Origin of the sequence: Tatumella sp. JGM91 (assembly GCF_018257575.1) — a bacterium.
GTDB lineage: Bacteria > Pseudomonadota > Gammaproteobacteria > Enterobacterales > Enterobacteriaceae > Tatumella > Tatumella punctata.
The window spans coordinates 1-14336 of sequence record NZ_JAERJP010000026.1 but is presented as its reverse complement, the minus strand read 5'-3'; the positions used below and the strand labels follow the sequence as shown (position 1 = coordinate 14336).

The window sequence follows — 14336 nt, the reverse complement described above, 5'->3', positions numbered from 1 at the left end:
CCGCAGGGCTCAGGCCCTGTTGCTGTTTATCTGTGTATCAGGGCGGTAAGCAATGTAATAGATTAATGCGACAAAAATTGCCCCGCCGACAGCATTACCTGAAAATACTGCAATAAAATTACTCAGATACGCTAGCCAGCTTCCCTGTCCGGCAAAAATGGCCGCTGGGATAATAAACATATTAGCGACTACGTGCTGAAAACCTATCGCTACGAAGGCCATCACCGGAAACCAGATACCGATAATTTTTCCGGTAACATCTTTGCTGGCCATTCCCAGCCAGATGGCCAGACATACCAGCCAGTTACAACCAATTCCCGAAATAAACGCCTGTACGCCGCTGGCACTGGTTTTTGCCGCGGCAACTGCCAGGGTACTCTTTAAAAATGCCCCTTCGGTCATGCCCAGCAGATGACCAAAAAACCAGGCAACAGCCACGCTGCCGAGAAAATTACCGATAGTGACCCACAACCAGTTACGCACCAGTGCTGCCCAGCTGATTTTTTTCGATAATGCGGCTATTGTCATCACCATCATATTGCCGGTCAGTAACTCAGCTCCGGCCAGTACTGTCAGTATCAGTCCCAGCGGGAACATCATCGCCCCGAGCAACACACCAAAGGAGCCCCAGTCTGCCGGCAGACGGGAAATCACATGCAAGTCCAGCATAAAACCGATAGCAATAAAGGCCCCCCCTAAAAAACCCAGTATTAATAAGCTGCTTAACGGGGTGCGACTTTTATTCACTCCGGCCTGAACCGCCAGCAGTGCTATTTCTTTTGGTGTACTGAATGACATAATAACCCGGTAATGTTGTAAGCCGGAAACGGCCCGGATGAACAGAACGTCATCAGGGTGATGACGAGGCAAATATTCGGTAATACTCCGGGTTATGATAATCTGCGGCCAATAATCTGCCAACCAAATAATTACAGTAACTTAATAGTTTGCAGTCGAAGCATAAGGTTAAATATTAACTAGTTAATTATATTCGACCGCAAAACATCCGCGACACTCTGCTTCTTTTTTACCAGATCTTTGGCTGCTTATCTCACCCGCCAGACTTTTCAGGGGTCTGGCACTGGCAGATAACGCTTTCCCCGCGGCCAATGCTATGCTGAGTTACCGGCTAAGGCCTGCAATTAATTAACCATTCAGCCAAAGGAAAAGAGATATTATGAGTACATCTTCTTATACACCACCACAAGTCTGGACCAATGACCAGCCGGTCGGCGGAAAATTTGGCAGCATTAACCGTCCGGATTCCGGTGCCCGATACCCGCAAACCCTGCCGGTGGGCTCTCAGCCTTTCCAGCTTTATTCTCTGGGAACGCCGAACGGGGTAAAGGTCAGTATTATGCTGGAAGAGTTACTGCATAAAGGGCTGCAGGGTGCCGGTTACGATGCGCACCTGATTAACATTATGGAAGGTGAGCAGTTCGGTTCAGACTTTGTCGCAATTAACCCTAACTCTAAAATTCCGGCACTGGTTGACCGCAGCGGGCCGGAAACGGTGAATATTTTCGAATCGGGCGCGATCCTTCTTTATCTGGCTGAGAAATTTGACTGCTTTATCCCGACTGAAACTGCACAACGCGCGGCCTGCCTGAGCTGGTTATTCTGGCAGATGGGCAGTGCTCCCTTACTCGGCGGCGGGTTTGGTCATTTCTATGCCTATGCACCGGAAAAGCTGGAATATCCGATTAACCGTTTTGCCATGGAAGCTAAGCGGCAACTGGATGTGCTGGATAAACAACTGGCGAAAAATACCTATATTGCCGGTGAGGAATATACGATTGCCGATATTGCTATCTGGCCGTGGTACGGGGTTCTGGTTCAGGGCGGCATATACGGTGATGCGGCCAGGTTCCTTGATGCCGCTTCTTATACGCATCTGAAGCGCTGGGCCGATATGATTGGTCAGCGGGAAGCTGTGAAAAAAGGCAGTAACGTGCTTAAAGGCTGACCGGTGGCAGAACTGCCGTTGCCGGCAGTTCTGCTGTTATTTTACCGGCGCGGAGTCCCGATAATCTGCTCAGACGAAAGGATCATTATGCTGCCAGTAATCATCACCGTAACCGGCCTCTTTATCCGTCACTAATGCGGCACTGAGCTGCTGTCTGAGGTGCTGCTCATCCATATCCATGCCTATAAGTACCAGCTCCTGTCTGGCATCACCGATATTCTCTGTCCAGTGGCGCATAATATATTCCACTGATTCAGGATCCTCCGGCCAGTGCTGCCGGGGTACGTTTACCCACCAGCGACCCGACAGTTCATAATGGGAAACACCCCCTGCCTGTGACCATATACCTGCGGATGCCGGCCGCGATGCCAGCCAGAAATACCCTTTGGAACGCATAACGTTATTCAGTTGCCCTTGTACTAACTGGTAAAAACGCTGTGGATGAAATGGCCGTCGTGCGCGAAAAACAAAGCTGCTGATACCATATTCCTCTGTTTCAGGCTGATGCTCACCGCGTAATTCTTTCAGCCACCCTGGTGCATTGGCTGCAGCTTCAAAGTCGAATAATCCGGTATCAAGAATGTCATCTAAATCAACCCGGCTAAATGCCGATGTGATCACTTTCGCCCGCGGATTAAGCCGTGTCAGGATACTGGTGAGCCGCGCCTGCTCATCGCCGCTCATCAGGTCAGTTTTATTCAGCAATAAAACATCGCAGAACTCGACCTGTTCAATCAGTAAATCCACAACGGAACGCTGGTCTTCTTCGCCCAGTGACTCTCCCCGCGCCTGCAGGCTTTCGGCGGCCGTATAATCCCGCAGAAAATTAACACCGTCGACCACCGTTACCATGGTATCCAGCCGGGCAATCTGTGACAGACTGATGCCGTCGTCATCAGCGAAAGTAAAGGTTTCAGCAACCGGCAGTGGCTCGGAAATACCAGTAGACTCGATCACCAGTTGATCAAATCGTCCGGCTTCTGCCAGACGTTTTACTTCCAGCAGCAAATCTTCCCTTAATGTGCAGCAAATACAGCCATTACTCATTTCAACCAGTTTTTCGTCGGTCCGTGATAATTCAGCACCACCCGCTCTGACCAGAGCTGCATCGATATTCACCTCAGACATATCGTTAACAATCACCGCCACCCGGCGTCCGGCCCGGTTATTCAGAATATGGTTTAATAATGTTGTTTTTCCGGCACCGAGAAATCCTGAAAGTACGGTTACCGGCAGCCGTTTATCCGCGTGTTCCGGGGGTGAAATCAGAGACATTGTTCACTTCCTTTAAATATAGAGTGATAATTATACGTAAGCTCAGCCGGCGCTACCTGCAGGCAGAGCCGGTTTCAGCTCCCCTCATATTCTGCCACCGGCCTCAATTGTTATGTTATAACATAACAATTGAGGATTTCAATCTGTACTCTGTGATCCCCTTTGCCAGGAAATAGCGACTGACAGCCAAACCGGCAGGGAAAATCCCCGTCAGAGCAGATGGTAAAACGACGTTTCCCGTCAACCTAATCCGGCTGTCTGTGAGCCGTTACCCGCCCGGGTAACTGTCCTCCATTACACCCCTTTGTAAATATCAGGTTTCCGGACGATACCACAGCCAGATCAGTACCAGACTCATACAAGCCACAGTAATTATGACACTGGGTAAATGGGGTACCGTAAAATACATTACCGTGGCAGAAACGGACATCATCAGGGTAGTTACCCATTTTGCTTTGCGTGGCATGATACCGCGCTGCCAGTTCGCCAGCAGCGGGCCAAAAATCCGGTGCCGCAGGATCCAGCCATGTAAACGAGGCGAACTGCGGGCGGCAGCCCAGCTGGCCAGCAGTAAAAATTCGGTACAGGGCAGACCCGGCAATATCAGCCCGGCCACGGCCAGCAGCAGACTGATCACTGCCAGGCAGCGATAGAGAAACCGCCGGATGCGGCCCACCGCGGCTACTGGTGAGGGAGGGGAGGAAGGGTCCCGGGGTAATGGCATCGGCCGCACTCCTGTTACCTGAATCACTGTCCTGACGCTATGCTGCCGTTACCAGGGCCGGCAGCACTGGCACCCGGTCACAGCAGTTTGCGGGTATCGGGACTCTGCAGGTATTCACTGATCTGCAAGGCAGGAACTGCGGCACTGAACAGAAACCCTTGCCCGTAATGATAACCTTCATTAATCAAAAGTGCCCGTTGTTCTGCATCCTCGATGCCTTCGGCCACCACATCCAGTTCCAGCTGGGTCGCCAGCAATAGCAGTGCTTTTATCACCGCCAGCCCTTTTTTACCTTTACTCAACCCGCGGACAAAAGAACGATCGACTTTAATCACATCCACCGGATAATCCCGGATATTAGCCAGCGCCGAATAGCCAGTACCAAAGTCATCAAGCGCAATACGTACCCCCTGCGCTTTCAGTAATTTTATGGCACGGAAAACATACCCGGCTCCTCGTCCGTCAAACATATGTTCGGTGATTTCCACTTCCAGCAAATTAGCGGGTAAGGCATATTTTTGTAACTGTGCCAGGAATTTTTCAGCATAATCATCCCGCATAAATTCGACCGGTGAAGCATTAACTGAGACGGGCACGATCTCCAGCCCCTGATCAATCCACTGACGCATATCCGAAAAAACCTGATCGCGGATAAAAAAACCAATCCGTTCCGCCAGTCCGTAATTACTGAATGCGGCCCAGATATCGCCCGGAGAATGCAACTCCCCCTGCTGGCTGTAAAAACGCATCAGGGCTTCAATACCAATAATTTTACCGTCGGTTAAACGGACTTTCGGCTGGTAAAAGGGCACAACGGATTCATTGCGGACAATTTCTTTCGCCAGTTCCAGCTGATTACGGGTGATATCGACCTGGCGGGTCATTGCGGGTTCAAAACAACAAACTCCGCCATAACCGGTACGTTTCAGTTCATTCAGCGCCGTATCTGCGGCTTTAATCAGCTCAATACTTTCACGGCCATGTTGCGGGAATATCGCACCGCCAATACTCAGACTGAAGTTAAGGGTATGCCCCTGAAAACTGACCGCCTGACATACCTGTTCTGTCAGTTGTGTACATGTCTGGTGCAATATTTCGCTGTTATCAATGTCCGGTACGATAACCGCGAACTGATCACCACCAATCCGCGCAATAAAACTGTTTTTCGGCAGATTTCTGGTCAGTCGCCTCGCCAGTACCGCCAGCAGATTATCTCCCGCAAGGTAACCGAGCGTATCGTTGACGACATTAAAATCGTCAAGATCAAGCAGCAGTACCGCAAATGATGACCCCTGCAGACTGGCGGTGCTGAACTGTTTCTTGAGGGCCGAATGAAATACCCTGCGGTTAGGTAACCCGGTCAGATCATCATGTTCACTGATATACTTAAAACGCTGTTCTGCTATCTGTAAACGGGTAATATCCCGTGATACGCAGAGTACGCGGGATACCTGTCCTTCTGCATCCAGCACCGGCGTGAGTATGTTGTCCCAAAACAGTGGTGCTCTGCCCGGTAGCTGACTTTTGTAGGAGAAACGGGCACTGGTTCCGCCCACCGCGGCTTCCAGTGAATCGATCCCGCATTGCCGGGACTCGGCAGGCAGCATATCGGGCCAGCTCATCCCCGCCACGGATGCACGGTCAAGACCCAGCACCTGACAACCGTAGGTATTGACATCAATCAGTTCACCTCCGGTACTGATGATTTTAATGCAGTCAATACTGGTATCAAACATACGGCTGGAATAGCACAGCTCATCCCTGGCCCGGAATTTTTCCATTTGTACATCATTAATATCAAAAAATTTAACCATCCGGCATTCAGGGGACGGTATCAGATAAGCATAAACGATAAACCAGCCATATTGTTCGTTGCCAGTGGCCAGACGGATATGATGCTGAAAGTGAGTATTGTTGTGCAAAGTTTCTGCCCAGGCGACACTGATTGCCGGCTGGTCTTCAGGATGTACCCAGTCAAGCCAGTGATGTGGCCCGGTGACCGGCAATTCAGCCATTGTTTCACACCAGCACTGGTTAGCGATAACTTGCCGGCCATCGGTGGAAATACACCACGCCGGTAATGGAATATGATCAAAAAACCGTTCTTTAAACACCGTAAATGCTTGCGGCGTCATCGTATCAGCTTCTGACTCAGTCGCAGACTGCCTGCTTAATGTCGTCGATTTGCTCATCATTTACCTTGCATAACGGTGAACTATGATTTGGTTTGCCTGTATTTATAGCCACAGAGCACCCCGCCTGAATAACAGTCAGCCTCCGGAGAGATAATGTGGCTATTTTCCCGCCATCTGCGATGGTTCTTCGCGGATCTTAGCCGCGGCCTGTATTGCTTTTGCCTGTAGCCGCCGGTAATTATTCAGCCAGCTGCCACTGGTCAGTCGCCACCAGAAACAGACACTGCGTACTCCCCAGTCAAGATACATGCCCAGCCATACTCCAATCACCCCCATGCCAAGATAAATTCCCAGCACATACCCCAGCACCACCCTTGCCCCCCACATGCTGAACATAGAAACATACATGGCATAACGTGCATCTCTGGCACCTTTAAAACTGGCGGGCAATACCCACGACATTGCCCAGACCGGCATAAATGCCGCATTCAGCCAGATCAGATGTTGCGTCACCCGGATAACTTCCGGGTCGCGGGTATATAACCGTGCCAGCATACCGGCCAGCGGTACCGAGAGCAGAGCCAGGCCGCACAGGCCAAAGGTCGACAGCCAGAAAACATGGCGTACCTGTACTGATGCCTGATAGACCTGATTTCTACCCAGCCGTTTACCGGTAATAATCGTCGATGCTGAACCCAGGGCGTTACCGGGCAGGTTAATCAGCGACGCAATAGAAAATGCGATAAAGTTACCGGCAATTTCACTGGTCCCCATTCCTGCAACATAGACCTGAGTCAGTAATTTCCCGCCATTAAACAGTACAGACTCAATACTGGCCGGAATACCAATACTGAGCACTTCAGCCAGAATAATAAAATTCCAGCGCCGGAAGTAACTTTTCAGGGGAAGAGTTAATGCACCGTTGTGCCTGCTCATCAGTACTGCAACTACCACTATCGCACCCAGATAACGTGAAATAGTCAGGCCCAGCCCGGCACCGATAAAACCCAGCCCGTTCCAGGAAAAACAACCATAAATCAGTATACTACTGATAATAAGGTTGAGTATATTCATTCCTGCATTCATCAGCATAGGTATTTTGGTGTTGCCGGCTCCGCGTAATGCCCCGCTGCCAATTAATGCGATGGCTGCAGCCGGATAGCTCCACGCAGACACCCGTAAATAGTCAAGGGCAAAGGCTTTGACTGGCGGTTCTGCACTGCCGGCGATCAAATCAATAACGATATCTCCCCGGATTTCGATAATCACCACCAGTATCAAAGCCACCACCGTCATAAGCCCCAGCGACTGCCGGGCAGCAGCTCGCGCGCGCTTGCCTTCTTTTTTTGCCAGACTGAAAGCAACCACCACCGTTGTTCCCAGATCCACAGCAGCAAAAAAAGAGATCACCACCATATTGAAGCTGTCAGCCAGACCGACCCCGGCCATCGCTGATTTACCTAACCAGCTCACCAGGAAAGTGCTGAGCACCCCCATTAACAATACACAGCTGTTCTCTATCAGGATCGGTACTGCCAGCGGAGTAATTTCCTTATGCAGCAAGATACTGTAACGCTTCCGTCTGGGGTACCAGCCGGTATTTTTTATTGCATCAGTTAACGCTCTGCCGGGATTTCGCAAGGGGGATACCAAAATTAAAGCCGGTAAAAAGTAACAACAGACTTGCTGTTCGGGGACTCTCACCGAAAAATCTGTCACGGATTGCCGGCCTGGTTGTGTTATACAACCAGCCGGACTGTCTGTCTTTTCCGGAGAACGCTACTCTCCGTCATCACAAAACACTACTTAACAGTAGTTGACGAATCTTTAGTGTAATAATTATTTTTTCCTCTTAATGTCTTCCGTTAATGGCTAAAGCTGGTGGTACTCAGCGGCTCTTTTTCGGAGTAACCCGAACTGAAAAATAACGGCAGATGCTGGTAATCGGTACCGATAACCGCCAGTCTGTCATCAGACTGGCCACGTAGCGGAGTATTTATGACTGTACAACCTGAAGATATAGAATGCGCACTTGATGCCCTTGAATCCGGATACCGTGCCTCTGTGGAAGCATTGCGCGAGGCCCTGAAAACCTATAGCCACAGCGGACAACTGCCAGACCCTGTCGCCCGTAAAGCAGGACTTTTCGTTTACCCCGAGTTATCTCTGCACTGGCAAGGCGATAACTCTGCAGAAAACCGTATTCGGGCCTGGGGCCGCTTCACACGCCAGGGGCGTTATTCTACTACTGTCACACAACCTGCCCTGTTACGGCATTATTTACGTGAACAGCTGTCGATGCTGGCCAGCGAATATGACTTCAGTCTTGAAGTCAGGCCATCACAGACTGAAATTCCCTATCCTTATGTTATTGAAGGAATGGACTTCTCTGCTGACAGAGAGAGGATGGCCACTATCGCACGCAACTTTCCGTCCACTGATCTTTCTCATATTGGTGATGAGGTTTCTGACGGCATATTATCCGGTCATGAGGACTTTCCGCTGGGGCAGTTTGATGCGTTGCGTACTGATTTCTCTCTGGCACGATTACGCCACTATACCGGTACCTGCACCGCCGATTTCCAGCCTTTCGTGCTGTTTACCAACTACAACCGGTATGTGGATGAATTTGTTCGCTGGGCTGTGGCACAGGTCCGTGACCCTGCATCACCTTATACACGACTGGCCTGCGCCGGAGGTATCGAAATTACCGCCGACAGCGAGCAACCGGAAACTATTATTACTGACCTGGCGTGGAAAAAACATCAGATGCCCGCCTGGCATCTGATTGCTGACAATAAACGGGGCATTACCCTGATTAATATCGGTGTCGGTCCTTCTAATGCCAAAACTATCTGTGACCATCTGGCGGTGTTGCGGCCCCATGCCTGGCTGATGATTGGTCATTGTGGCGGCTTGCGGGAAAGCCAGCAGACCGGTGATTATGTCCTGGCCCATGCGTATTTACGTGATGACCATGTACTGGATCAGGTGCTGCCTGCAGATATTCCGGTACCGAGTATCGCTGAGGTTCAGCGGGCTCTCTATGATGCCACGCGGCAGGTCAGCGGTATGCAGGGCGACGATATCAAACGCCGGCTGCGCACCGGAACTGTTGCCACCACCGATGACCGGAACTGGGAATTACGCTATTCAGCCTATGCGTTACGTTTTAATCAGAGCCGGGCAATTGCGGTAGATATGGAAAGTGCGACTATTGCAGCCCAGGGCTATCGTTTCCGTGTGCCTTACGGAACCCTGCTGTGTGTTTCAGATAAACCGTTACACGGAGAGATTAAACTGCCGGGTCAGGCGAACCGCTTTTATGAAGGGGCGATTTCTGAGCATCTGCATATCGGTATCTGTGCCGTGTCTTTGTTGCAGGCTGAAGCAGACAGGTTGCATTCCCGGAAACTGCGGACGTTTGATGAACCACCGTTCCGCTAAGGCCGTAGTTTGCGGCTTATCCCGCCAACAACCCGCGGGTTTCTCCCTGTGATAAACAGAAAAAAGGAGCCGCGGCTCCTTTTTTCCTCAGTGTCAGGCGCTTAACCAACCCAGCTTAATCACAAACAATACCGACAGTATAATCAGTGCCGGATTCAATTCACGGAAGCGACCGCTCAGTAGTTTCACCACCGTCCAGGTAATAAACCCAAACGCAATTCCGTTAGCAATAGAGTAAGTAAACGGCATTGCCAGGGCAGTGACTGTTACCGGTGCAGCAGTGGTAATATCTTTCCAGTCAATTTCTGCCAGCCCGGAAGTCATCAATACCGCGACAAACAGTAATGCCGGAGCTGTCGCATAGGCTGGCACACTGCCTGCCAGTGGCGAAAAGAATAATGATAACAGGAACAGGATAGCAACCACCACCGATGTCAGGCCAGTACGACCTCCGGCACTGACGCCGGCAGCAGATTCAACAAAACTGGTGGTGGTTGAGGTTCCGAGTAAAGAACCGAACAACGCAGCAATGCTGTCGGCCATCAGTGCCCGCCCCATCGCAGGGATATTGCCTTTATCATCTGTCAGCCCCGCACGACGGCTTACGCCAATCAGCGTTCCGGAGTTATCGAACACATCGACAAACAGGAAAGCAAAGATAACGCTGACCAGCCCGACATTAAATGCACCGGCAATATCCAGCTTCAGGAAAGTCGGGGCCAGAGACGGTGGTGCCGAGAAAATACCGGAAAAAGGCGTTAACCCGGTCAGCATCGAAATTGCCGTGATCGCCAGAATACCAATCAGCACCGAACCGGTCACTTTACGAGCTTCCAGCACCACGATCAGGAAGAAACCGAGTAATGCCAGCAACGCACCCGGCTTAGTAATATCACCGATACCCACCAGAGTCGCAGGGTTACCGACCACAATACCGGCACTTTCCAGGGCAATCAGTGCCAGGAACAGACCGATTCCGGCAACAATTGCCGAACGCAATGCCATCGGAATACTGTGAATGATCCATTCGCGGATTTTAAACAGAGATAAGGCAAAGAAAAGTATCGCCGAAATAAACACCGCCCCCAGCGCAACCTGCCAGTGATACCCCATATGCAGGACCACGGTATAGGTAAAGAAAGCGTTTAACCCCATTCCCGGCGCCAGTGCGATGGGTAAGTTGGCAATCATGCCCATTAATACTGAGCCAATAGCCGCAGCCAGACAGGTCGCAACAAATACCGCACCCTTGTCCATTCCGGTTGCACCCAGAATGCCCGGATTCACAAACAGGATATAAGCCATTGCCAGGAAGGTAGTAACACCGGCAATGACTTCGGTACGCACACTGGTTTTGTTTGCTTTCAGCTTAAAGAGTTTTTCAAGCATAAGTAGATCCCTTTTCGAAACCGCTGATCACGATTCTCATTGTTATTACGGCATTTCAGAGCAAGTTTCCTGTGACCGGCTACCGGCAGACAACTTATCTCACATCACCCCGAAAAAAATTAAACAAGCAAAACCCATGCCATCGAATAGCACGGGTCCGGATTCATATAATTAACAGCCGGAAAAATACGTTTTCCTGCGCTGCCTGAGCGCAAACGTTTTCCTTCCGGCTGCCGATCCTAATGATCACTGGCACCGGGAGCAATAAATTTTTCTGTTCAGAGGCAGTAAAAAAACAGATTGATGCCGGTAATCCGGCATCTGAGTGGAAATCTGATGATTAACTGACCAGCATAAGCTCAGGCTCTTCAACGGAAGAGCCTTTGGTCAGAGAAAGCAGGCACTCTTTAACTGCCTGTGCAGAATCAGATAATGGCAATGCCGATGAAATATTCAGTGATAAAGGAAGATGTAATGATGGCGCAGTAATTTTTGCCATCCAGCCATTAATCGGGGCAGTCAGGGACCGGGCTGCCGACTCTGGCAGTACCGATACTCCCATTCCGCTGGAAATTGCCGCTGACAAGGTAGAAAGGGATTCGATTTCGCCAATAATATGCGCACTTAAACGACGCAGCGAGAAAGCCTCGTCCACCCGCTGACGCACTGCGCTGTAATCACGGGGCAGGTAAAGATTCATCTGCGCAACATCTGATAAATCGACATTCCGGCCCGGCGATATTCCGCTGCCGACCAGCCAGAGTTCTTCTTTCAGCAGTGGCTGACATATCAGGCCTGAAACCGGTGTCCGGTCATACAACAGAGCCATATCCAGCTGACCATTAAGCACCTTTTCATTGAGAGCATGACCACTGTTTTCATGCAGATAGACCAGAACTTCAGGGCAGGTTTCACGCAGTTTTTGTAATAATGGCATGACCAGCGAAGAAGCCGCGGTCCCGGGGGCCAGACCAATTGATACCTGACCGCTGATGGTGTGTCCTGCATTGTTCACCGCCACCTGTGCCTGTTCACACTGCCGTAATATATTACGGGCATGCGTATAAAGCACTTTACCGGCATCGGTCGGCGTCACTCCGCGTTTAGTACGGATCAGTAACTGTTGATCCATTTCACCTTCAAGAGTCGCCACCTGCTGACTCAGCGCTGGTTGTGCAATATGCAGCACTTCTGCTGCACGGGTCAGACTACCGATATCAACAATTTTCACAAAATATTTCAGACGTCTCAGATTCATTTTTCCCCCGCCACCAAATCCGGATACTCAACCCGGGCTTTGCCCGGGCTCGATATTTCGGAATTTGCAATAACCGGGCCAGAAACGAATAAAAAAAGTAACCGGCAATCTGTCATAACCAAAACACTATGAAAAAACACATAATTGTACTTTTTTTAACCTGCGGGTTAATGGCAAATGCTCACTGAGCACAGAAAAAAACGCACCAGTTAAGTGCAGTATGTTTGCAGGCAGTGCATTCCGGGGCTGGTGTATCACCATGGCCCGGCCGCTGTGACTGAATTAATTGCTCCCTCGCCCATCGCGATCACTTATGACACCCCGCCACCAGAGAATATTACGGATAACTGGTGCCAACGGAATGCTGTACATTATCCGCCCGCTTTCCCCGTTGTTTCAGCATAATGACGGTTTTATCAGCAAACAGTCACCACAACAGCAAAAGCTTTTTGACAAGCCGGGTGCCCGTCGTTACTATGCGCCCCGTCTTCACGACGATTCCTCTGTAGTTCAGTCGGTAGAACGGCGGACTGTTAATCCGTATGTCACTGGTTCGAGTCCAGTCAGAGGAGCCATATTAAAGAAACCAGATGTCTGCGGACATCTGGTTTTTTGCTTTTTATCAATTGGTTATCCCTTTCCCTGCGTCTACTCACATCTGTTAAAAAACATCCGAAGCTATACGGTAATCCCCCGAAAAACCGGTGTGTTTATACGCAGAATTTTCCCGTAATCTGAACCGGGGATGATTCTCTGCAGAAAGCACGTTTTACCGGCAGTCAGATCATGTCTGTCCTGAAACAAACTGCGGCAGTGCTACTCCTTCACTGGTATTAACATTAAGCGGTTGTTCCCCGCCTCGATAACACGGGCCTTATCCGGGTCGAGAGCATCCCGGCCCAGAACCACACGCCAGCTGTTGTTTATCTGGTCCGGCGCCATAAACATCCCGGCCACTGCCACGTACTGCGCGTCTTCCTCCATCGGCATATCGACCGTTACCGCGCCCCCGGCTGCAGGCGGATATCTTTCTCCGCGACCAGGTCTGCCCTGATGGCCTGACTGTCATAGTTAAACAGTGACGGATAGTCCGTCGTATCAAATGTTTTGCGGTCTTTAAGTTGATAAATCCGCACCACCGTCGATAGTGCAACCCCGCCAGCATTGCTGTTAACGGCCTCGCGGGCGCGAATATCCAGATGCAGGGTTTTTATCTGCTTATAAAAAATCGATTTGGTCACGGCAACGGTGCCGTCTGTCACTTTTTGCGTCAGCCCACAGCCCGCCAGTATCAGTGTGATACACGCGGCCAGCGCAGCCAGGGGAAATTTACCAGCGGTATTCGCCATATTCATCGGTCTCCCTGCGGTACAGATTTTCCTGAACCCGTTGATAGCGGCCCGGGTTAATAGTGATTGTGTTAAGGTGTAATGCACTGTTAGCCGCATTCAGCGGTCGCATCACAGCCGTGCGGCCCAGCTGCACCGCCCCCGCCTTCGGGTTACTGCTTATGATCGCATCAGGCAGCAGACTGCGAGCGACACACAGTTGCAGGCGGACGTCGAGCCGTGACCCGAGATAGACATGCAGCAGCGCCATCAGGTCGGTGTGAAGATCGCCGCCCGGCAACCAGCCCTGAACTTCAGCAGGGTGTGTGGTCGTCAGGCACATCAGCACCTGGCTGTTAACATCGGTGGCATAGTTGCCCATCACCGGACGGTTTACCAGGGTAACAGGCTGACGCACGCTCATAGTCAGGGGCTTTTTCAGCGGCACACTGCGTTTGTCATGGTGCCAGATTTTCGCCCGGGTGTTGGGTGCCAGCAGACGCACCAGCGCGACCATTCCCTCTGAAGTCCGTCCGGGCAGCAACATGGCCGGCAGCAGCGCCAGAAAGCGTGAGGCCGGTGCCGCGATACTGTCCGTACAGCCGTCAACCCCGAGCCCGGCCAGCCCCAGCAGATACTGCGAGGTTTTGTCCCTGCCGCCCGCTTCGAAGGTCGCCGGGTAAGAGTATTTACGCCAGATGCGATAGTACTGGGCAATCAACCGGTGGTTGAAGATATCCGGTAAGTGTCAAGGTAGTTGTCACCCCCGGTTAATTTAAGCCGCCTGTTTTTCCCGTTCCGGGTTCAACGTTAC

Annotated in this window: 9 protein-coding genes, 1 tRNA gene and 2 pseudogenes; 3 read left to right on the top strand and 9 right to left on the bottom strand. The window is 51.0% G+C overall.

Features of this window, described 5'->3' with window-relative positions:
* Positions 1 to 9 precede the first annotated feature (9 nt).
* Complete coding sequence (locus JK198_RS14830) at positions 10 to 798, bottom strand: formate/nitrite transporter family protein (RefSeq protein WP_212709067.1); 789 nt, start codon at positions 796 to 798, stop codon at positions 10 to 12.
* Positions 799 to 1177: 379 nt separating this feature from the next.
* On the opposite strand from JK198_RS14830, the gene yghU reads away from it, so the two are divergent.
* Positions 1178 to 1966 (top strand): glutathione-dependent disulfide-bond oxidoreductase, encoded by a 789-nt coding sequence (yghU, locus tag JK198_RS14825; protein ID WP_212709068.1) that lies wholly within the window; start codon positions 1178 to 1180, stop codon positions 1964 to 1966.
* A 69-nt stretch (positions 1967 to 2035) separates the two neighbouring features.
* Here yghU and zigA read toward each other — a convergent pair whose 3' ends face one another.
* From zigA to JK198_RS14805, 4 genes are all read right to left on the bottom strand, one after another.
* Positions 2036 to 3241 carry a zinc metallochaperone GTPase ZigA gene (gene zigA, locus JK198_RS14820; RefSeq protein WP_212710897.1) on the bottom strand — a complete coding sequence of 402 codons (1206 nt, stop codon included), beginning with the start codon at positions 3239 to 3241 and terminating at the stop codon, positions 2036 to 2038.
* A gap of 313 nt (positions 3242 to 3554) precedes the next feature.
* Positions 3555 to 3965 carry a YbaN family protein gene (locus JK198_RS14815; protein ID WP_212709070.1) on the bottom strand — a complete coding sequence of 137 codons (411 nt, stop codon included), beginning with the start codon at positions 3963 to 3965 and terminating at the stop codon, positions 3555 to 3557.
* Between the two features lie 77 nt (positions 3966 to 4042).
* Positions 4043 to 6100: an EAL domain-containing protein gene (locus JK198_RS14810; protein WP_212709071.1), complete on the bottom strand. Its 2058-nt coding sequence runs from the start codon at positions 6098 to 6100 to the stop codon at positions 4043 to 4045.
* A 159-nt stretch (positions 6101 to 6259) separates the two neighbouring features.
* Entirely contained in the window at positions 6260 to 7741 is a 1482-nt protein-coding gene (locus JK198_RS14805) for an EmmdR/YeeO family multidrug/toxin efflux MATE transporter (RefSeq protein WP_212709081.1), read from the bottom strand.
* A gap of 357 nt (positions 7742 to 8098) precedes the next feature.
* Here JK198_RS14805 and JK198_RS14800 point away from each other — a divergent pair, with 357 nt between their 5' ends.
* A complete protein-coding gene (locus JK198_RS14800) occupies positions 8099 to 9547 on the top strand; it encodes an AMP nucleosidase (RefSeq protein ID WP_212709072.1) in 1449 nt (482 codons plus the stop codon).
* Positions 9548 to 9640: 93 nt separating this feature from the next.
* On the opposite strand, the gene JK198_RS14795 is transcribed toward JK198_RS14800, so the two are convergent.
* Both JK198_RS14795 and nac read right to left on the bottom strand, forming a co-directional pair.
* Positions 9641 to 10936, bottom strand: coding sequence for an NCS2 family permease (locus tag JK198_RS14795; RefSeq protein WP_212709073.1), 1296 nt, complete (start codon positions 10934 to 10936; stop codon positions 9641 to 9643).
* 340 nt (positions 10937 to 11276) lie between these two features.
* Positions 11277 to 12194 (bottom strand): nitrogen assimilation transcriptional regulator NAC, encoded by a 918-nt coding sequence (nac, locus tag JK198_RS14790; protein WP_212709074.1) that lies wholly within the window; start codon positions 12192 to 12194, stop codon positions 11277 to 11279.
* Between the two features lie 499 nt (positions 12195 to 12693).
* On the opposite strand from nac, the gene JK198_RS14785 reads away from it, so the two are divergent.
* Positions 12694 to 12769, top strand: a tRNA-Asn gene (locus JK198_RS14785).
* Positions 12770 to 13010: 241 nt separating this feature from the next.
* On the opposite strand, the pseudogene tssJ reads toward JK198_RS14785, so the two are convergent.
* Both tssJ and JK198_RS14775 read right to left on the bottom strand, forming a co-directional pair.
* Positions 13011 to 13543, bottom strand: a pseudogene (gene tssJ / locus JK198_RS14780) (type VI secretion system lipoprotein TssJ).
* Positions 13524 to 14261 (bottom strand): annotated as a pseudogene (locus JK198_RS14775) (type VI secretion system baseplate subunit TssG); the annotation flags it as partial. The pseudogenes tssJ and JK198_RS14775, both read right to left, overlap by 20 nt.
* Positions 14262 to 14336 lie beyond the last annotated feature (75 nt).